At 71.4% G+C, this 20190-nt stretch carries 15 protein-coding genes and 2 pseudogenes; 4 read left to right on the top strand and 13 right to left on the bottom strand.

All coding sequences use genetic code 11. The features are described 5' to 3' along the window. Nucleotides 1-4 precede the first annotated feature (4 nt). From ACFWM2_RS09940 to ACFWM2_RS09910, 7 genes and pseudogenes are all read right to left on the bottom strand, one after another. Nucleotides 5-2386 carry a phosphoketolase gene (locus tag ACFWM2_RS09940; protein WP_383275549.1) on the bottom strand — a complete coding sequence of 794 codons (2382 nt, stop codon included), beginning with the start codon at nt 2384-2386 and terminating at the stop codon, nt 5-7. A gap of 149 nt (nt 2387-2535) precedes the next feature. Next, the gene (locus tag ACFWM2_RS09935) at nt 2536-3441 is read right to left on the bottom strand and encodes a universal stress protein (RefSeq protein ID WP_383275546.1); all 906 of its coding nucleotides are present in this window, start codon (nt 3439-3441) and stop codon (nt 2536-2538) included. Between the two features lie 5 nt (nt 3442-3446). Next, nucleotides 3447-4469 (bottom strand): zinc-dependent alcohol dehydrogenase, encoded by a 1023-nt coding sequence (locus ACFWM2_RS09930; protein ID WP_383275543.1) that lies wholly within the window; start codon nt 4467-4469, stop codon nt 3447-3449. A 24-nt stretch (nt 4470-4493) separates the two neighbouring features. Beyond that, nucleotides 4494-4948, bottom strand: a pseudogene (locus tag ACFWM2_RS09925) (universal stress protein); the annotation flags it as partial. Nucleotides 4949-5339: 391 nt separating this feature from the next. Continuing rightward, a complete protein-coding gene (locus ACFWM2_RS09920; protein WP_383275540.1) occupies nt 5340-6560 on the bottom strand; it encodes a metallophosphoesterase in 1221 nt (406 codons plus the stop codon). Between the two features lie 53 nt (nt 6561-6613). Continuing rightward, a pseudogene (locus ACFWM2_RS09915) lies at nt 6614-6898 on the bottom strand (uracil-DNA glycosylase); the annotation flags it as partial. A gap of 190 nt (nt 6899-7088) precedes the next feature. Continuing rightward, on the bottom strand, nt 7089-8174 hold the full coding sequence (locus tag ACFWM2_RS09910) for a WD40/YVTN/BNR-like repeat-containing protein (RefSeq protein ID WP_383275537.1): 1086 nt from the start codon (nt 8172-8174) through the stop codon (nt 7089-7091). Between the two features lie 291 nt (nt 8175-8465). On the opposite strand from ACFWM2_RS09910, the gene ACFWM2_RS09905 reads away from it, so the two are divergent. Continuing rightward, nucleotides 8466-9047: a hypothetical protein gene (locus ACFWM2_RS09905; RefSeq protein WP_383275534.1), complete on the top strand. Its 582-nt coding sequence runs from the start codon at nt 8466-8468 to the stop codon at nt 9045-9047. A 328-nt stretch (nt 9048-9375) separates the two neighbouring features. Here the strand turns inward: ACFWM2_RS09905 and ACFWM2_RS09900 are convergent, their stop codons facing one another. Both ACFWM2_RS09900 and ACFWM2_RS09895 read right to left on the bottom strand, forming a co-directional pair. Continuing rightward, nucleotides 9376-11418 (bottom strand): HEAT repeat domain-containing protein, encoded by a 2043-nt coding sequence (locus tag ACFWM2_RS09900; RefSeq protein WP_383275531.1) that lies wholly within the window; start codon nt 11416-11418, stop codon nt 9376-9378. A gap of 192 nt (nt 11419-11610) precedes the next feature. Continuing rightward, nucleotides 11611-12690 carry an NADH:flavin oxidoreductase/NADH oxidase gene (locus ACFWM2_RS09895; protein WP_383275528.1) on the bottom strand — a complete coding sequence of 360 codons (1080 nt, stop codon included), beginning with the start codon at nt 12688-12690 and terminating at the stop codon, nt 11611-11613. A gap of 157 nt (nt 12691-12847) precedes the next feature. Here ACFWM2_RS09895 and ACFWM2_RS09890 point away from each other — a divergent pair, with 157 nt between their 5' ends. Then, entirely contained in the window at nt 12848-13210 is a 363-nt protein-coding gene (locus ACFWM2_RS09890; RefSeq protein WP_383275525.1) for an ArsR/SmtB family transcription factor, read from the top strand. On the opposite strand, the gene ACFWM2_RS09885 is transcribed toward ACFWM2_RS09890, so the two are convergent. Both ACFWM2_RS09885 and ACFWM2_RS09880 read right to left on the bottom strand, forming a co-directional pair. Then, nucleotides 13130-14578 (bottom strand): nucleobase:cation symporter-2 family protein, encoded by a 1449-nt coding sequence (locus ACFWM2_RS09885; protein ID WP_383275522.1) that lies wholly within the window; start codon nt 14576-14578, stop codon nt 13130-13132. The two genes, ACFWM2_RS09890 and ACFWM2_RS09885, sit on opposite strands and share 81 nt — an antisense overlap. Nucleotides 14579-14727: 149 nt before the next feature. Next, complete coding sequence (locus tag ACFWM2_RS09880; protein WP_383275519.1) at nt 14728-16086, bottom strand: FAD-dependent oxidoreductase; 1359 nt, start codon at nt 16084-16086, stop codon at nt 14728-14730. 240 nt (nt 16087-16326) lie between these two features. Here ACFWM2_RS09880 and ACFWM2_RS09875 point away from each other — a divergent pair, with 240 nt between their 5' ends. Beyond that, nucleotides 16327-16797 carry a DUF6214 family protein gene (locus tag ACFWM2_RS09875; RefSeq protein WP_383275516.1) on the top strand — a complete coding sequence of 157 codons (471 nt, stop codon included), beginning with the start codon at nt 16327-16329 and terminating at the stop codon, nt 16795-16797. A gap of 96 nt (nt 16798-16893) precedes the next feature. Here ACFWM2_RS09875 and ACFWM2_RS09870 read toward each other — a convergent pair whose 3' ends face one another. After that, nucleotides 16894-17550: a DUF305 domain-containing protein gene (locus ACFWM2_RS09870; protein WP_383275512.1), complete on the bottom strand. Its 657-nt coding sequence runs from the start codon at nt 17548-17550 to the stop codon at nt 16894-16896. 192 nt (nt 17551-17742) lie between these two features. On the opposite strand from ACFWM2_RS09870, the gene ACFWM2_RS09865 reads away from it, so the two are divergent. After that, entirely contained in the window at nt 17743-19245 is a 1503-nt protein-coding gene (locus tag ACFWM2_RS09865; protein WP_383275509.1) for an LVIVD repeat-containing protein, read from the top strand. Between the two features lie 108 nt (nt 19246-19353). Here ACFWM2_RS09865 and ACFWM2_RS09860 read toward each other — a convergent pair whose 3' ends face one another. Beyond that, entirely contained in the window at nt 19354-20055 is a 702-nt protein-coding gene (locus ACFWM2_RS09860) for a TetR/AcrR family transcriptional regulator (protein WP_383275506.1), read from the bottom strand. Nucleotides 20056-20190 lie beyond the last annotated feature (135 nt).

Raw genomic sequence — 20190 nt, 5'->3', positions numbered from 1 at the left:
GATGTCAGGCGGACCAGGTCCAGTCCTCGACCTCCGGCAGGTCGGTGCCGTGCTCGCGGATCCAGGCGTGGTGGCGGGTGCGGGCGTCGGCCATCTGCTGGCGTACGGCCGCCGCGCGCACCGCCAGGCCGGGGACCCGGTCGATGACGTCCATGACGAGGCGGTAGCGGTCCATGTCGTTGCGGACGACCATGTCGAACGGCGTGGTCGTGGTGCCCATCTCCTTGTAGCCGCGGACGTGCAGGTTGGCGTGGCCGGTGCGGCGGTAGGCGAGGCGGTGGATCAGCCACGGATAGCCGTGGTACGCGAAGATCACCGGCTTGTCGGTGGTGAACAGCCCGTCGTACTCGAAGTCGCCCATCCCGTGCGGGTGTTCCTCGCGCGGCAGCAGCCGGGCCATGTCGACGACGTTGACGACCCGGACGGCGAGTTCCGGCAGATGGCGCCGCAGCAGATCGGACGCGGCCATGATCTCCAGCGTCGGTACGTCTCCCGCGCAGGCCAGCACCACGTCGGGCTCGCCGCCGTTCTCGCTGCCCGCCCAGTCCCAGATCCCGGCGCCGCGCGCGCAGTGGGCGCGGGCCTCGTCCATGGACAGCCAGTCGAAACAGGGCTGCTTCCCGGCGACGATCACGTTGACGTAGTCGCGGCTGCGCAGGACGTGATCCGCAACGGACAGCAGGGTGTTGGCGTCCGGCGGCAGATAGACCCGTACGACCTCGGGACTCTTGTTGAGGACGTGGTCGACGAACCCGGGGTCCTGGTGCGAGAAGCCGTTGTGGTCCTGGCGCCAGACATGCGACGTCAGAAGGTAGTTGAGGGAGGCGATCGGGGCCCGCCACGGCAACCCCCGCGATGTCTTGAGCCACTTGATGTGCTGATTGACCATCGAGTCGACGATGTGGACGAACGCCTCGTAGCAGGAGAACAGTCCGTGCCTGCCGGTGAGCAGATAGCCCTCCAGCCAGCCCTGGCAGAGGTGTTCGGACAGGATTTCCATGACCCGGCCGTGCCGGTCCAGGTGTTCGTCCACCTGGAGGGTCTGGGCCTGCCAGGCCTTGCCGCTGGCGTTGAAGACGGCGCCCAGCCGGTTGGAGGCGGTCTCGTCGGGGCCCACCAGGCGGAAGTCGCGCCGTCCCGAGGTGTCATTCATGATCTGTTCGAGGAGGTCGCCGAGGACCCGGGTGGGCTCGTGCTGGGTGGCGCCCGGCTTGTCGACGGGGACGGCGAAGCGGTCCAGGGACGGCACCGGCAGGTCGCGCAGGAGCAGGCCGCCGTTGGCGCGCGGGGTGGCGCCGAGGCGGCGGGTGCCCTCGGGGATGCAGGCGAGAACGTCGGCACTGGGCCGGCCGTCCGCGCCGAAGAGCTCCTCGGGGCGGTACGAGCGCAGCCAGGCCTCCAACTGGCGCAGGTGGTCCGGGTTCTCGCGGACGCCTGACAGCGGGACCTGGTGGGCGCGCCAGGTGCCCTCGACCGGGACTCCGTCGACCTCGGCGGGTCCCGTCCAGCCCTTGGGCGTGCGCAGCACGATCATGGGCCAGTGCACGCGCTCGGTCACGCCGTCCTCGCGGGCCGTGCTCTGCATCAGGGCGATGCGGTCCAGCGCCTGGTCGAAGGCGTCGGCCATGGCACGGTGGATCTCGTGCGGGTCGTCGCTGGTGACATGGATCGGTTGGTGTCCGTATCCGCGCAGCAACTCGTCGAGCTCGGACTCCGGGAGCCGGGACAGCACGGTCGGGTTGGCGATCTTGTAGCCGTTGAGGTGGAGGATCGGCAGCACGGCGCCGTCGTGGACCGGGTCGAGGAACTTGTTGGAGTGCCAGGACGCGGCCAGCGGCCCGGTCTCCGCCTCGCCGTCACCGATGACGCAGGCGACCAGCAGGTCCGGGTTGTCGAAGGCGGCGCCGTAGGCGTGCGCGAGCGAGTAGCCGAGCTCGCCGCCCTCATGGATCGAGCCGGGTGTCTCGGGGGCGACATGGCTGGGCACTCCGCCGGGGAACGAGAACTGCCGGAAGAGCCGGTCCATGCCCGCCGCGTCACGCGAGACGTCCGGATAGGTCTCGCTGTAGCTGCCCTCCAGCCAGGAGTTGGCGAGGACGGCGGGCCCTCCGTGCCCGGGACCCCAGACACAGAGCGCGTCGAGACCACGCGCCTTGATCACCCGGTTGAGGTGGGTGTGCACGAGGTTGAGGCCCGGGGAGGTGCCCCAGTGGCCGAGCAGCCGCGGCTTGATGTGGGCGGGGGTGAGGGGTTCGGTCAACAGTGGGTTGGCCAGCAGGTAGATCTGGCCGACGGCCAGGTAGTTCGCGGCCCGCCAGTGGGCGTCCAGGGTGCGCAGTTCCTCGTCGTTCAGCACGGTGCTGTTCTGGTGTTCGACCTGGGGCATGGTGACTCCGTAAGTCATCGAGACGAGTCAGGCTTCAGGAAGGGGCGCGAACCGAGGGCGCCTGGCTCGTCGTGGTGTTGGGGCCACGTTCACCGTGCCTCGGAGCACGTGAACCCGCGCGTCGCGCACACGCCGGCGCTCCGAGCCGCTCACGCCCGCTGGGGTACGACGGCCACGGGGCAGGCGGAGTGGTGCAGGACCGTGTGGGCGACCCTGCCGATCTGGAGCCCGAAGTGACCATGACGCCGCTGGGCGCCGACGACCAGCAGACCGGCGTCGGCCGAGGCGTCGAGCAGCACCTTGCGGGCGGGGCCTTCGGCAGTACGCCGGTGCAGTTCCACACCCTCCGGGGCATCCCGCAGCGCCGCCTCCAGGATCTCCACGGCCCGCTCCTCGTGCAGCCGGGCGGGTTCGCCGGTCATCAGAGGGTGGTCGGTGGTCTCGTACCCGGGACACCGCCAGGCGCGTACGGCCTCCAGGGGCACTCGGCGTTCCGCCGCCTCCTCGAAGGCGAAGCGCACGGCCGCCGAGTCCGGCTCCTCGCCGACCCCCAACACCACGCGCCCGCGCATCGTGGAGTCCGCCCGGCTGTCCTGGCTGCCACGCAGCACGATCACCGGGCAGTCGGCGCGGGAGGCGACCGCGAGGCTGACCGAGCCGAGCAGCAGCTCGGCGATGCCGCCTCGGCCGCGCGAGCCCAGGACCAGGGCGAAAGCGGCACTGCCCTCGCGCAACAGCGCGGGCACGGGCTCTTCGGGCAGTACCTCGGTGGAGATCTTCACGTCCGACGCCCGGCGTTGTGCACGCTTCGCGGCAGCCTCGACGATGCTGTCGGCCAGCATCTGTTCCGAGGAGCTGCCGAGCCCCGTGGCGAGTGCGGCACCTTCGATGGGGGTCCCCCCGCTCGAGCGAAGCCGATAGTGGGGGGACCCCCACAGCGAGGCGTACACCAGCCGCAGCGGCACCCCGCGCAGCGCGGCCTCGTCAGCCGCCCAGTCCACGGCGCGCAGACTCGGCTCGGAACCATCGACGCCCACGACCAAGGGGAGGTCCATCGTCCTCACCTTGCCGAAGCCAGGTCGAAGACGATCCGTGCCTTGATCTCGCCGCGCAGCACGGCGTCCATGGACTCATTGACGCTCGCTAGCGGCCGTGTCTCGTAGATGACCCTGGTGCGGCCGGCCGCGTGGAGCTGGAAGACCTCGGCCAGGTCCTGCCGGGTACCCACGATGGAGCCGATCACCGAGGTGCCGTTCAGCACGGTGCCGAAGATCGGGACCTGGATCGTGCCGTGCGCCGGCAGGGCCACCATCACGAGCTTCCCGCCGCGCCGCAGCCCGGCGTACGCCGCCGAGAAGGCCGCCTCGTTCACCGCGAGCGCGATGGCGGCATGCGCACCGCCGTACCGCTGGAGCACCTCGCCCACATCGTGCTTGCGGGCGTCGATGACGAGGTCGGCGCCGAGTTCCGCGGCGAGTTCGAGCTTCTCGTCGGTGACGTCGATCGCGGCGACGGTCGCGCCGGCGATCTTCGCGTACTGCACCGCCAGGTGGCCCAGCCCTCCGACACCGGAGATGGCTACGAGCTGGGTCGGCCGGACGTCGGCGACCTTGAGGGCCTTGTACGTGGTGACGCCCGCGCAGGTCAGCGGGGCGGCCTCCAGGGCGCTGATGCCCTGGGGCACCGGTTGGGCGAAGTCGGCCCCGGCGAGCATCTTCTCGGCGTACCCGCCGTCGCACCCGTATCCGGTGTTGATCTGCTGCTCGCACAACGTCTCCCGGCCGGACAGGCAGTACTCGCACCGCCCGCATGCCCTGCCCAGCCAGGGCGCGGCAACACGCTGCCCCAGTGCGAGGTGCGTGACGTCGTCACCGAGGGCCTCGACTAGGCCGACGCCCTCGTGGCCCGGGACGAACGGCGGACTCGGCTTGATCGGCCAGTCTCCGCGAGCGGCGTGGATGTCGGTGTGGCACAGCCCGGAGGCCTCGACCCGGATACGGACCTGGCCGGGGCCGGGCTCCGGCTCGGGGCGCTCCTCGATGACCAGGGGCTCGCCGAAGGCTCGTACGACTGCTGCCTTCATGGTTTCTCTCCTCCTCGGGGCAGGTCAGCCGTGTGCGACAACGGGGGCGGTGGCGTGGTGCAGTACGGCGTGGGTGACCGGGCCGATGTGGGCGCCGAGCGGGCCCCGGCGGATGCGGCGGCCGACGACGACCAGGGAAGCCTCGTGGGAGGCGCCGACCAGGTGAGTGGCGGCCGTTCCGTACGGGGACTCCTCGACCACCTCGACGACGGGGAACTTCTGCCGCCACGGGCGCAGGATGTCGCGCGGGGCGGTGGCCTGCTGCCGGGACAGCCCGGTGTGGAGTTCAAGGTCGGAGGAGAGGCCGTAGTCGTAGTAGGGCGGCGGGTTCCAGCCGTGAACGACCCGCAGGGAGGTGGCGCGGCGGTCGGCCGCGTCGAAGGCGAACTCGATGAGAGTGGGTCCGGGTCATCGGTGCCCAGGCCCAGGACCACGGGCCGGTAGGGGGCCGCGTCGGACGGGATGCCGGACGGGTCCATCGTCTCCACCTCCTGAATCGGGATCGCACGATCCGATTCCAGAGTGGTTTCGATCGAGTTCGCGGTGCAGGGGCCGCAGGTCCCTGGCAGGGGCCGATCGGCCCCTGCCGCGCCTTCCCGCGGTCAGCGCAGGCAGCCGTTGGCGTGGTCGAACGGCAGCCTGGCCCGGAGCTTGCCGACGCCCCAGGTGCCGTCGGCGGGAGGCCAGGGAGGGGGCGATCAGAGCAACGGCGTAGACGCTCCGGTCGGCGGCGAACGGGTTCGCGGCCTTGCTCCTGGCCGCGGCCCGTTACCTCTGCCCGTCGGACGGAGCACACCCGGGCGCCGCGCTGACGAGGCAGGCTTCGACTCCGTGAACCGGTCCACGAGGGATTGTCGGCCCGCCCCGTGGTTATCGCGTGGGGCGCCGCTGCGGGGAGCGGAGTACGAGCAGGGTGATCTCGCTGGGGGCGAAGATGCGGAAGGGCGGGCCCCAGAAGCCGGTGCCGCGGCTGGTGTAGAGGAGGGTGCGGGTGCCGTGGTGGCTGAGGCCGGCGACGGCGGGCTGGTCGATGCGGACGAGGTGGTGGAAGGGCCAGATCTGGCCGCCGTGGGTGTGGCCGGAGAGCTGGAGGTCGATGCCGTCTGCTGCGGCCCGGTCGACGAACTTGGGCTGGTGGGCCAGGAGCAGGACGGGGTGGTCGGGGTCGGCGCCGTTCAGGGCTCCGGCGAGGTGGGCGCGGTGGCCTGCCAGGCCGGAGGATTCGGCAGTGACGTCGTCCACGCCGGCGACCACGAGGGTGTCGCCGCCGCGTTCGATCAGCAGATGGCGGTTGCGCAGCGGCTCCCAGCCCAGCTCGTCCATCAGGTCGACCCAGCCCTGGGCCTCGCTGTAGTACTCGTGGTTTCCGGTGACGTAGACCCGGGCCCGGGTGGCTCGCACGGTACCGAGCGGGACGGCCTGGGCGCGGCGGCGTTGGGCCGTGCCGTCCGCGATGTCGCCGGTGTGGCAGACGAGGTCGGCTTCCAGGGTGTTCACCGTCTCGCACACCCGCGCCGACCAGCGGGCGCGGTCGAGCGGGCCGTAGTGGGTGTCGGTGATGAGGACGACGCGGATACCGTCCAACCCGGCACCCAGGCGCGGGAGTTGCACGTCGAGCCGGCGCACCCGTGGCACGCGGCGGGCCTCGGTGTACCCCCAGGCGAGTAGCACGGCGGCTACGCCGAGGACGGCCCAAGTGACGATCCGGGCCCGGCCCTGACTGTCGCCCACGTCGGCCACGGTCAGGGCGAGGCGCAGCAGGATGCCGAGCAGGACGGACCAGGTGAACAGCACCCAGCTGGCCCCGAGGAGGGTGTCCCCGACGATCGCCGCCCAGTCCTGCTGCCGCCGGCCGTGGCCGCGCACCATCGCGAGCGGCATAGCGATCAGACCGAGGACGAACAGAGCGGTGCCGCCCAGCGCCACGGGGAGCGGCCAGTGCTGGCCGGCGTACAGGAGCACCCAGCAGGGCACGGTCCACAGCAGGACCGGGGCGATCAAAGGGATGTAGCGCATCAGGCGGCGCAGTCGACTCTGCTGCGTCGCATGCGCTGCACCGTCCGCGGATCGGGCCTCGTTGGTGGTGGTCACGTGTCCCCTCCTCAGTCCTGGCAGCGTCCCACCCGTATCCGACAGCTGATTTCCGCGTGGCCCGGAGTCGGATACGGGTCCTGACCGACGATGAGGACGCGCACCTCGTCGAAGGGCTGCTGAAAGGCGCGCAGGACATTCGGCCCGGCGCGGAGACAGGTGCGTCCCGCGGCGATCTCCGCGCGCAGGAAGTCGCCCATCTCGGCGATCTTCCCGGCCACGGGTTCGTGGGCCTTCGCCCAGCCGGCTTCGACGATGTCATGCAACGGTCGTGGTGCCACGGGCGTCACCCTACTGCCGTACAGCCGCCGACGATCAACCGGCGGCCCTGGACGCACCGGAGTTGACCGGTCGGTGGCCGAAAGGGAGGACGGCCTGGCGCGTGACGACCGGGAGCGGGCCGTCCGTGGTGCCCGGGCCGCGGGGGTGGCTGAACCCCGCAGCCCCGCAGCCGCGCCACAGCGGAGCGGTCCCGACCGGCCCGTGTGCGTGGGCCCGGCCATGGGCTCAACTCCGTCGGCCCGCTCCTCAATCCACCACCGCCGCTCGCACGCACAGGACGTCCGGGAGATGGGAGGCCAACTGCCGCCAGCTGTCGCCGTCGTCGGCCGACCCGAACACCTCCCCATTGCGGTTGCCGAAGTAGATGCCTGCCGGGTCCGCGTCGTCCGTGCACAGGGCGTCGCGCAGCACCGTGCCGTAGTGGTCCTCCGCCGGCAGCCCGGCGGAGAGCGGCTCCCAGCTCTTGCCCGCGTCCGCCGTGCGGAAGACCCGACATCGGTGGTCGGCCGGGACGCGGTCCGCGTCGGCGTTGATCGGGAACACATACGCGGTGTCCCCGCGGTGCGGATGCCCGGCGGCCGCGAATCCGAAGGTGGACGGAAGTCCCGCGCCGATGTCCGTCCAGTGGCCGCCAGCGTCGTCGCTTCTGTAGACCCCCCAGTGGTTCTGCAGATACATCCGGTCCGGATTCGCCGCGTCCCGCGCGATCTTGTGCACGCACTGGCCGAACTCGGGGTTCGGATCCGGCAGGAACACCGCGGAGACACCGGAGTTGGAGGGTGTCCAGTTCGCACCGCCGTCGGTGGTGCGGAACACCCCGGCCGTGGAGACGGCCACCGTCACGGCCGCGGGGTCGCGCTCGTCGGTGAGGACGGTGTGCAGCCCCTCACCGCCGCCGCCCGGCACCCACTTGGACCGCGTGGGGTGCTCCCAGAGCGGGCGTACGAGCTCGAAGGTCTCGCCACGGTCCTCGGAGCGGTACAGAGCAGCCGGTTCCGTGCCCGCGTACACCACGTCCGGCTCCGCTGCCGCCGGGTGCAGCTGCCACACCCGCTCCAGCGAAGCCCCGGTGTCCTTGGGGAACTTGACGGCCGGCCGGGCCGGTTCGGTCCAGGTGCGGCCGAGGTCGTCGGAGTGGAAGACGGACGGGCCCCAGTGCGCGCTGTCGCCGCCGGCCAGCAGCCTGGGCGTGGGGCCACGGGTGTCGATGGCGACCGAGTACACGGCCTGCGCGTTGAAGTAGGGGCTCACGTCGAACTCCCAGGCGCCGCCCCGGCGCCGGCCGATGAAGAGCCCTTTGCGAGTGCCTACCGTGAGCAGTACGTCGGCCATGCCGACCACCTCCGCGACGTCGTTGTCCCAGCACCGGCCAGTCTGCACCCCTGCACTGACAGTCACCTCTGGACACGGCATCACCGCAGGTCACAGCGGTGGCGTCGCTATCGGGCCGGGCCTCCCCGCCGGCGCCCCGGCATCGCGGAGGCGCGTTCTCCTTCCGCAGCTTTCCGGTCAACGTGACGCATGAGTCCGACGAGTTGGAGCACCGGTATGAGCAGTAAGGAGACGGCTCCCGTATGGGAGGGCGGTCCGGCATGTCCCTGAGTCCGTGAGGAGGGTGCCTCGATGGCGGCATTCCGTGGTCCGAAGGTGTGGCTGTGGCGATGGCGGCGCAATCCGCTGCGACGCCCGGTCGATGCGCTGGAGGCCTGGGTCGTGCTGGTCGTCTGGACCCTCACCGTGCTCTGCGGGGCGCTGGCGGGCCTGGCGGCGGCGCACTCCGTCGACAACGGCCTGGCCCGGGAGCGCGCCGAGTGGCATCCGGTCCAGGCACTGCTCAGCGAGGACGCGACGCGGTCGGCGGGCCCGGCCGCCTCCGGTGCGGGCCAGGTCTGGGCCCCGGTGCGCTGGACGGCGACGGACGGTTCGGCGCACGCCGGTCAGGCGCGGGTGAAGCCCGGCAGCGCGGCGGGCACTCCCGTCACCGTGTGGACTGACGCCGCCGGCCGACTGGTGACCAAGCCCGCCACCGAGTCCCAGGCGCGGCTACGGGCCGCCCTGGTCGGATTCCTCGTCGGGGTGAGCGTGGCGAGCATCCCCTTCGTCGGCGGCCGCCTCGCCCGGGTCCGCCTGGAGCGCCGCCGCATGGCGCACTGGGACGAGGAGTGGCAGCGGTTCGGCCCACGCTGGGGCAGCACGACGGGCTGAGCCAGCCGCGGTCGCCTCCGGCGCGGACCGGGGGTCTGATCGCGGCCGGGGCCCGCGGACGAGCGCCGGGGGCCCGGTCACCTCGGCCGTCTTGCCGCGCCCGTGCTCCCGCCTCCCGCTCCCGCTCCCGCTCCCGCGAGTCCGTACACGCCGGCCCAATTTCCGCTCCCGCGCGTCCTCCACGCCTGCATGGTTCCCACACCGGCCCGGCGCCCCGCGCCTGCACGTGTTTCCACCGGCCCAGGTGTCCCACGCCCGCACCTGCCCCCTCCACGCCCGTACCCGGGACCAAAAGGGCCCGCACCCGCCCGTTCCGCCGCCCCCGCGGCTACCCTCCCGCCACCCCCTCCCGGCACGCCCTCAGCAGCCGCTCGTCCTCGATGATGTCGTGGCCGCTGAATCCGCCGGCGCGGGCCAGGTGGCGGCGCGGCTGGGCGAGCTCGGTGCGGAGCAGGTCGTGGGTGGGTGCCGGCGCCGGGCCGAACTCGGCGAGGCAGCCGGCGATGGTGCCGCGCGTGTACACGCGCTGCGTCCAGGCGGCGTGGAACACCGGGAGCACCGGCTCGGGATCCCCGGTGATCCGCCACACCGCGCACGCCCCCGCGGTCCGCTCCCACACGTCCTCGGAGTCGAGCAGCCGGCGCAGTCCGGGCAGCGCCGAGCGCGCGTCGGGTCCGAGGCGGCCCAGCGCCTCGGCGGCGCGCCTCCGGTGCGGTCGGCCGGCCGCCAACTCCCGCCGCAGCAGGGGCAGTACGGCGTCGGCGTCACCCTCCACCGACCAGAGCGCCGCGGCGGCGGTCACCGCGCACTCGGAGTCCAGCAGCTCGCGCAGCGCCGGTATGGCCTCGGGGGTCCCGAGGGCGCCCAGTGTCCGGGCCACGGCCTCCAGGAGGGGTTCCCGCAGCCGCGGATCGCCCGCCATGCCGTGCGCCAACCGCAGCACCGCCGGCAGTGCGGCACCGTCCTCCAGCGCCGCCAGCGCCAGGAGCAGCGGGGCGGCACGGTCATAGAGGTCGCGGGAGTCGAGGGGTACGTCGGCGAGCCGTGCCCGCAGCAGCGGAGCCAGCGAGGCGGAGCCCGGGCCCGTGTCGGCGATCACATATCCGAGATCCTTCGGCACAGTGGGCTGCTCCAGCAGCTGCGCCAGGACCGGTATCGCCCGTGGATCCCTCGTTCTGGCCAGTGCCTTGAGTGCGCCTCCGAGGGTCGGTGCCCCGTGCTCCCAGTGCCGGACCCGGTACTCGGGGCGACCCTGGACGAGCGCGGCCAGCTGGTCGGCCGCGGGAGCCGCCAGAGTGAACAGGTCCTCCAGGACGGAGATGGCCGCATCGCGCAACCGCTCGTCGTCCGCGCCGAGTTGCTCGCCGATCAGCGCGACCGGTTCCGCGTACGACGCACGCCATTCGCGGAACAGCCCGGCGGACATCCACACGGCGTTGCACCGGTCGGCGCTCCCCGGACTGGTCAACTGCCCGCTCAGCAGGGCGATCCGGTCGCCGACCCGGCCGCCGAGCCCGGAGTGCAGCGTCCGCAGCAGCTGTGAGCCCTCCTCGTCGGCGGGCCGCAGCCGCCGCAGATGACCGATGAGCGTGTCGGTGTGGGGCCGCTCCGGCTCGTCCGGAACTCGGAGCCGTTCCGATCTGGTGCGGAGGAGGCCGACGACCGTCGGCACCAGGTCGGCCGGAAGTCGCTCTGGCGCGCAGCCCGCGAGCTGTCCGAGTGCGGCCAGCCGGAGGCCCGGATCGCCGGCGGCCGTACTGAGCTCGGCCAGACAGGCCACGGCGGGAGCGGCGACCCCGGGGTACAGGCGCGCGAAGAGCCCGAGGCCCTCGGTGAGGGCCGGCCGGACCCTCGCGTCCGCCTCCTCCTCGATCCGCCCCCGCAGCAGCCCGAGCACCCGGGCCGGATCGTCGGCGAAGCGCACCAGGGCCGTCGGAACGGCCCGCCGCACCTGCGGGTCAGGATCCTCGACGAGCGCGGCGAAGACCGCGGCGCCGGCCCTCACCGCCGTACGGGCCATCGCGTAGTTGCCGTTGACGGGCCTGTCGTCCGCCCCGGTGCCGTCCCGCGCGCCGGGTGAGTCCCCCGGGTCCTGGGCCCCGCCGCCGATGCTGACCAGTAACTCCACCACCTCGCCCCGGTCCTTGAGGTCCCCGCGGGCGATCAGCGCGAACAGGAACGGGATGCAGGCGAGCGTCGAGTCGTAGACATCGCCCTGGTGGTGCACCGCTCCGTACATCCCGTCGAGCGCTCGCTCCCGCTCCTCCGGACGGGGCGACATCAGCCCACGGAGCAGCTCGGGCACGTCCTCGGCGCTTCCGTAGGCATGCGCCATCGAAGCCCAGTCGACCTCGTCGATCCCCGTGAACACGGCGTTCCTCCCCGGCTGTTCGGCAATTGATCGTGAGTGTCCACCACAGCACTGACAGTCATCTCGGGGAAAACCGGCTCGACGGCGGGGATCGGCCGAAATGAGCCGCGCATGGTTTTCGGGGAAGGTGCCGCAGGCTGTGGGTGCCACAAGCCGCAGGGGAGGGCGCGCCCGGTGGTCGGACGGCGGAGGTCAGACCGAGCGGTGGTACTGGTCCGGCACGTGCACGTCCCCGCCGAGTTCGCGGGCCGCGAGGCGTGCGAAGGAGGGATTGCGCAGGAGCTCGCGGCCCAGCAGCACGGCGTCGGCTTCGTCGTTGGCGAGGATCTTCTCCGCCTGTTCGACGTCGGTGATGAGGCCGACGGCCGCGACGGGCATCCGTGTCTCGGCCTTCACCCGCGCGGCGAAGGGGACCTGGTAGCCCGGACCGGCCGGGATGCGTACGCCGGACGCGTTGCCGCCGGTGGAGACGTCGAGGAGGTCGATCCCGTGCTCGTGCAGCTGCGCGGCGAAGCGGACGGTGTCGTCGGCGCTCCAGCCGCCCTCCTCCAGCCAGTCGGTGGCGGAGATGCGGAAGAAGAGCGGCTTGTCGGCGGGCCACACCTCGCGTACGGCGTCGACGACCTCGAGCGCGAAGCGCGTGCGGTTCTCGTAGGAGCCGCCGTACTCGTCGGTGCGGCGGTTCGAGTGCGGCGAGAGGAACTCGTTGATGAGGTAGCCGTGTGCGCCGTGGAGTTCGGCGATCTCGAAGCCGGCGTCCAGTGCCCGGCGGGCCGCGGCCACGAACTGGCCGACGATCTCCCGGATTTCGGCGACCGTCAGTTCGCTGGGGACCGGGTGCCGCTCATCGAACGCCACCGCGCTCGGCGCGAGCCCCTGCCAGCCGTACGCGTCCGGACCGACCGGCGCGCCGCCCTTCCAGGGGCGGTCGGTGGAGGCCTTGCGTCCGCTGTGCGCGAGCTGGATGGCCGGCACCGTCCCCTGCGCCTTGAGGAATTCGGTGATCCGGCGGAACGCCTCGACCTGGGTCTCGTTCCAGATGCCGAGGTCGTACGGGCTGATGCGGCCTTCGGGGGAGACGGCGGTCGCCTCGACGATGATCAGGCCCGTGCCGCCGGCGGCGCGGGCCGCGTAGTGCGCGAAGTGCCAGTCGTGCGGGGCACCCACAGAGGGCCCCTCGGGTGCGGCCGAGTACTGGCACATCGGGGGCATCCACACCCGGTTCGGGATGGTCAGGTCGCGCAGGGTGTAGGGCTCGAAGAGCGCGCTCACGGCGGACTCCATTCGTCACGGGGTCGGTGTCGGGTCGTACGATAAGCATCGTAGTACGGGAGATGTCAAACTACGAGAGGTCTCGTACAATGGCGGCGGTGGGACCCTCCGGAGACGTCGCCGGACCGGAAGCCCGCCCCGAGGAACTGGAGCCGCCGTGACGACCGCCGCCCCCGCCGGCAGCAGCAGCCGGGATCTTCCGCACCCCGCGAGTGAGGAGATCCGCCTGGAGAGCGTGCTGCACGCGCTGTCCGACCCGATGCGCCTCCAGGTCGTGCGAGAGCTCGCCGCCGACGGCGACGAGCTCTCCTGTTCGCACTTCGACCTGCCCGTCACCAAGTCCACGACCACGCACCACTTCCGGGTGCTGCGCGAGAGCGGGGTGATCCGGCAGATCTACCGGGGCACGGCCAAGATGAACGGCCTGCGCAAGGACGACCTAGACGCGCTGTTCCCCGGTTTCCTCGACAGTGTCCTCGCCGCGGCCGCCCGACAGGCCGACCGGCTCGGCGCCGGCTGAAACACCCTGCGGGCTCTCCGCGGCCTTCGCGGTTCCCGGGGTCCCGGCCTTCGCCGCTGAACCCGCCTTGCCCGACAGGTGGTTGAAGAGCAGGTTCAGCACGATCGCCGTCAGGCAGCCGGCGCTGATCCCGCTGTTCACCACCGTCTGGAACCAGTCCGGGAACTTCGCATAGACCGTCGGCACCCCCACCGGCAGCATGCCGACGGCGACCGAGACCGCCACGACGGTCAGGTTGTCGTTGCCCTTGAAGTCGACCTCGGACAGCGTGCGCAGCCCGCTCGCTGCGACCGTCCCGAACATCACCAGGCCCGCCCCGCCGAGCACCGGCGCCGGTATCGCCGCGACCACCGCACCCAGCTTCGGCAAAAGACCGAGCAGCACGAGGATGCCTCCCGCGGCGGCGACCACCCAGCGGCTGCGGACGCGGGTCATGCCGACGAGGCCCACGTTCTGCGCGAACGCGGTGTAGGGAAAGGTGTTGAACACGCCGCCGAGGACCGTCGAGAGTCCGTCGGCGCGCAGACCGTCCGCGAGCGAGCGCGGCTGGATCGGCCGGTCGGTCATCTCGCCGACCGCGATGAAGTCGCCGGTCGTCTCGGTCATCGTCACCAGCGCCACGACCAGCATCGAGATGATCGCCGAGGCGTGGAAGGACGGTGCCCCGAAGTGGAACGGCGTGCTGATCCCGACCCAGTCGGAGTCCCCGACTCCGCCGAAGTCCGTGAAGCCGAACGGGACCGCGACCGCGAGGCCCACGGCGATGCCGATCAGCACGGCGATACGGCTCAGGAAGGCCGGCGCGAAGCGCTGGATGCCCAGCACCACGGCCAGCACGAAGCCCGCGAGCGCCAGGTTCTTCGGCTCGCCGAACTCCGGCGAACCCTGGCCGCCGGCCGCCCAGTTGCCGGCCACCGGCAGCAGCGAGACGCCGATGATCAGGATGACCGTGCCGGTGACGAGCGGCGGGAAGAAGCGCAGCAACTTCCCGAAGACGGGCGCCAGCAACACGATCGTGAGACCCGCGACGATCACCGATCCGTAGATCGCGGGCAGTCCGCCGCCCGTCGTCCCGATGAGCACCATCGGCGAGACGGCCGCGAAGGTGCACCCCTGCATGATCGGCAGCCGCACCCCGAATCGCCAGAAACCCACGCACTGGATCAGCGTCGCGATCCCGCACACCAGCAGGTCGGCGGTGATGAGATACGCCAGATCGGCGGGCGACAGCTTCATCGCCCCGCCCACGATCAGCGGTACCGCGACCGCGCCCGCATACATCGCGAGCACATGCTGCAGACCGAAGGCGGCCAACTGGCGTACGGGTGGGACCTCGTCGACGGGATGCACGGGTGCGGTCGTGGCCATGGGCACTCCAGGAGCGGCGGGCGAGCGGGAAAGGTCCGGAGGGCGGGGAGAAGTCCGGACAGCACGAGACCGTAAGGGGCTTGAACAGTTTGTTGATTTCCGGATTGTTGCCGGTGTGTGTCCTGCCCGCGGGAGCGGATCCGCCTCTGCTACGAGGCTGCTGTCCGGGCCGCGGCCAGCAGGGACGCCCAGTCGGGAAGCTTGACCACACCCCGCCCCAGGGAGGCGCCCAGCTCCGCCTCGGCCCGCTCGATCGCCTGCCAGCCGGCCCACTCGACCGGCGTGACCCCGGCGGCCCGCAGCGCCGCGAGCGGGTCGTCGGCGACGTCCCGCCGTACGAGCTGGGGCGCGTCCGCGAGCAGTGAGGTCACCGTCTCCTTCGCGCACGGCCGGTTGGTGCCGATGACCCCCGTCGGACCCCGTTTGATCCAGCCCGCGACGTACTCGCCCGGGGAGACGACGCCGTCCCGCAGGACCCGCCCCGCGAGATGCGGCACCGTGCCGCGCTCGGCGTCGAAGGGCAGTCCCTCCAGCGGCACTCCGCGATAGCCGACCGAGCGCAGCACCAGCTGGGCCTCGATGTCCTCGTACCGGCCCGTGCCGCTCACCCCGCCGTGCCCGTCGGGCGCCGTCCGCTCGAAGCGCACCGCACCGACGCGGCCGCCGCCGGCCTGGTCGGCGAGCAGTTCGGCCGGGCGCAGGAAGAAGCGCAGCCGGATCCGGCGGTTGCTGCCCGAGGGGGGAGCGGCGGCCCAGGCCCGCATGACCTCCACATTGCGGCGCTGGGCGGCCGGCAGGGCCGACGGGTCTACGTACCCCGGATCGAGCGCCAGCTCCTCCGGGTCCACGACCACGTCGACATCCGGCAGGGCGCCCAGCTCGCGCAACTCCTTGGTGGTGAACCGGGCCTGCGACGGGCCGCGCCGTCCGACCATGTGGATCTCCGCGACCTCGCTCGCGGCGAGTGCGGCGAGCGCTGCCTGGGGCATGTCGGTGGGGCTGAGCTCGGGCGCGCCGCGGGCGAGGATACGGGTCACGTCGACGGCCACGTTCCCCACGCCGATGACCACGGCCGAGCGGGCGCCGACCACGAAGCCGTCGGAGGTGGAGTCCGGATGCGCGCTGTACCAGGACACGAACTCGGTGGCCGACCAGCTGCCGGGCAGCTCCTCGCCGGGGATCCCGAGGTGGCGGTCGGTGGCGGCACCCACGCAGTAGACGACCGCGTGGTACAACTCCCGCAGCCGGGTCGCCGGCAGCCCGCCGGGTCCGACCTGGACGCCGCCCAGGAAGCGCACCCGCTCGTCCTCAAGGACCGCGCGCAGATTGTTCTGCAGCGACTTGATCTTCTCGTGGTCCGGCGCCACCCCGTAGCGCACCAGGCCGTACGGGGACGGCAGCCGGTCGAGCACATCCACCCTGACGTCGGGCAGCGCGCTCTGCTGGACGAGGCTCTGGGCGGTGTAGACCCCGCTGGGCCCCGAGCCGACGACGGCGACATTCAGCACGGCGGAACTCCTTCTCGACGTCCGGACGGTCCGAGGAGATCGCTGGTGGCTCCAGCATCGCACCGTACGGAGCGCTCGGGGAGGGGGCGCGGGGGCGGAGCGGCCCTGGGCCGACGGGGTACGGCGCCCGCGTCCGGCATGCGTGCCGTTGTGCATTGAATGTGATCATGCGGTTACGTTGCGTATGTGCTGGAAGCATCCTTTCTTAATCTTTCTGATCGTGATCGACCGGATGGTGCGGTGTCCGTGTGGCCCGCGTGGGAACTGCGGGAGCACGGGATCGCCACGTCGTGGTTCAACGTGCGGCTCGGATTCGGCGACGGCGCCCGGGTCGACGTGCTGGCCGTGGTGTCCGGGGCGGGCGTCTCGATCGAGGACGTACAGGCGCGGCCGCCGTTGTCCCTCGACGATCTGGCGGTGCTCGCCGAGTGGATCGAGGGGCCGCTCTCCGACGCGTGCGGCGCCGGGCCGCGGTCCACGGGGTCCGGCGAGGGCCCGCACGTGCCGCCGCGTCGCGCCCGGCCCGCCTGGCCGCGCGGCACGGAAGGCAGGCGCCTCGTCGCGGAGGAGTACCGCGCGGCGCAGGAGGAGGGTGCGGACCCCGTGTTCGCGGTCATGCGGGCCACCGGGCACAGCCGTCGGCGCGCGCTCAGACTGATCGCCGGAGCGCGCGACGCGGGATTTCTGACGCCACGTCATGTACGGCGCTGATCAAGCCGGTTGAGGCGCCGGCCGACCGTTTTGATGCGTGCGGCCGGTGTGCCGATGGTCCCGGCCACGTGAAGGAGGTCAGGCCGGTAGGCGGTGTCAGGACATGGCGCGCATGCGGCCGATCTCGGTGGTCTGCTGGGCGATCACGTCGTCCGCCATCTCCTCGATCTGGACGTTGTTGCCCTGCGACTTCACGTCGGTGGCCATCGTGATCGCCCCGTCGTGGTGCGTGATCATCAGCTTCAGGAAGAGCTCGTCGAACGCCTTCCCCTTGGCGGCGCGCAACTTCTTCAGCTGTGCCTCGGTCGCCATGCCGGGCATGGTGTCGTGCTGGTGTTCCGCGCTTTCCGTCGGCCCGCCGTGCGTTGCGAGCCAGCTTTCCATCACCTTGATCTCCGGACCCTGCACGGACGCGATCCGTTCGGCGAGCCGCTGCACGGCACTCGACTCGGCCCGCTTCGGAACGAGTTGCGTCATCTCGACCGCCTGGGTGTGGTGCTTGATCATCATTCGTGCGTACGTGAGGTCGGCCGAGTTGGGGGAGTCGTCGGGCCGCTGCTTCCGGGCGTCCTGGGCGGAGAGCGTCTCCGCCGCCTCACCGGGTTTTCCCGGCGCGATCACCGAAGGACCGCTGCTCGCCGGGGACTTGGCAGCCGCGTCGGACGAGCCGGAGTCGCACGCCCCGAGTAGGAGCACGGCGGCCGCCAGGGACGCCGTGACCAGGGATGCGCGGGACGTGCGGCGAACGAGCACAACGACCTCCTGTGGCCCACGGGTTGAGGGACGCCTCTTGGTGTCGAGGACCGTCCTAGCACGCTTCCGCACGCGAATGATCAAAAACTTTCATTACGAGTCCGTTGCCGTCTGTTGATCTGTGCATGATGAAGACGATACTGCGGAGGTCGGTGAACCGTTCGAACACGGACGGCGACTAGGGAGGACGCAGTGACCCTGTTGAACAATCCCCGAACGCGGCACAGACGCCTGGGAGTTGCCGCAGCCGCGGCCGGGCTCCTGGCCGCGCTGCTCACGGCCGGCCCGGCGGCCGCGACCCCCGACCCCGGGGACGGCCCCGCCGCACAGGAGCAGGTCTCCAAGAGCGAGGCCGCCGAGGTGCGGGCGGCGATCACGGCCGGCGAGATACCCGGACAGGACGAGATCGTCCACTCCGACAACATCACGCACCTGGCCAACATCCCCAAGGAAGCACTCCTCGGCACCAATTCGGACCTGGCCTTCCAGGGCCACTACGCGTTCGCCGGCAACTACGACGGCTTCCGCATCTTCGACATCAGCAACCCCAAGGCGCCCGAGACCGTCGCGCAGGTGCTCTGCCCCGGCTCGCAGAACGACGTCTCCGTCTCGGGTGACCTGCTCTTCCTCTCCACCGACTCCTCGCGGAGCGACAACTCGTGCAGCAGCACGACCCAGCCCGTGACCGAGAAGTCCTCGTGGGAGGGCATGAAGGTCTTCGACATCAGCGACAAGGCGAACCCGAAGTACGTCGCCGCCGTCGAGACCGCCTGCGGTTCGCACACCCACACGCTGGTGCCGGAGCGCAAGAACGTCTACGTCTACGTGTCCTCGTACTCGCCGAACGCCACGTTCCCCGACTGCCAGCCGCCGCACGACGGCATCTCGGTCATCAAGGTCCCGCGCAAGGCCCCCGAGAAGGCGGCCGTGGTGAACTTCCCTGTCCTGTTCCCCGGTGAGGGACCCGACGGCGGCGGCAACCCGGGCGGGCCCACCAACCCGGGGGTCTCCAAGACCACCGGCTGCCACGACATCACCGTGCTGCCCTCCGAGGACCTCGCGGCGGGCGCCTGCATGGGTGACGGCATCCTGTTCTCCATCAAGGACCCGGAGAACCCGAAGGTCATCGACCAGGTCGAGGACAACGTGAACTTCTCGTTCTGGCACTCGGCGACCTTCAACCAGGATGCCGACAAGGTCGTGTTCACCGACGAGCTGGGCGGCGGCGGCGCGGCCACCTGCAACGCGACCGTCGGACCCACCCGCGGTGCCGACGGCATCTACGACATCGTCGGCAGGGGCGACCACCGCAAGCTCGTCTTCAAGAGCTACTACAAGATCCCCCGCTACCAGGCGGACACCGAGAACTGTGTCGCCCACAACGGCTCGCTGATCCCGGTCGAGGGCAAGGACATCATGGTCCAGGCCTGGTACCAGGGCGGTATCTCGGTCTGGGACTTCACGGACTCGGCGAAGCCGAAGGAGATCGCCTACTTCGAGCGCGGCCCGCTGACCACGGACAGGCTCACGGGCGGCGGCTCCTGGTCGGCGTACTACTACAACGGCTACATCTACTCGAACGACCTGGTGAAGGGCTTCGACGTGCTGAAGCTCAGCGACCGGCGCACGGACCCGGCGAAGCGGATCCACCTGCGGGAGCTCAACGTCCAGACGCAGCCGGACTACTTCGACTGACCGGACTGATTCGACCGACCGGATCCACTGCGACTGACCGGATCCACGTCGAGTGACGGGGATCCCTTCGCGTCACGGGGCCGCCGCCAGGCCCGATCCGCCGGACTGTCACGCCCGGCCGGACTCCACGGTCCGGTCGGGCGGCGGATCGGTCTCGCGGCTCCCGGCCGCGAAGAAGCGTGACAGATCCGGGTCGAACATCCCGCCGGGCGCCTCGGCGTCCGGCGGGGTACCCATCGCCGGATCCAGCCGGTAGCGCTTGAACAGCTCGGCCCGCAGCACCGGCACCGGCATCGGCACCCCGGGCACCAGCGCCGAGTACACCGCGCCCATGAGCAGCGCCCGCAGCATCGGATAGTCGGTGGCCGAGTCGGGCGAGCCGTACCGGGCGACGGTGTCCCGCAGCAGCTCCGCGAGCCGCTGCTGCTCCGGGCACTGGACGAAACCCTCGGCATGCAGGATCCCGGCCATGTGCTGGCGCATCAGGACGGGGTGGTCCTGGGTGAGGCCGAGAATCGCGTCGATCGCGCGGGCCATCCGCTCCCGGCCGTCGTCGGTGTGCGGTTCGCGCTCCAGCGCCTCTTCCAGGGTGCGGTGCATCAGGCGGTGCACGGCCGACTGCAGCAGCTGTCTCTTGCCGGGAAAGTAGTACGACACAAGACCGCGCGCAGAGCCCGCCCGGTCCGCGATGTCGCCGAGTGTCGTGGCCTCGAATCCGCGCTCGCGGACGAGCTCGGCAGCCGCCTGCAGAAGCCGCTCGCGGGAACGCCGCCGCAACTCTTCATTGACCGAGGCGCTTCGCGGGGACATGCTGTAACTCCTGCGTTGACTGGCTGCCAGCCAACTATACTCAACGCGTCCGGTCCAGACCCCCGGTGGGTCTCCTCCGGGCTGCCGTCCGCCCTGGGCGACGCGGGGGATCGTCCAGGGCGGGCGTGCGGGGGT

Source organism: Streptomyces sp. NPDC058371, from assembly GCF_042723265.1.
Lineage (GTDB): Bacteria > Actinomycetota > Actinomycetes > Streptomycetales > Streptomycetaceae > Streptomyces.
The sequence above is the reverse complement of the archived record's forward strand: the minus strand, read 5'-3'. Positions and strand labels throughout refer to the sequence as shown.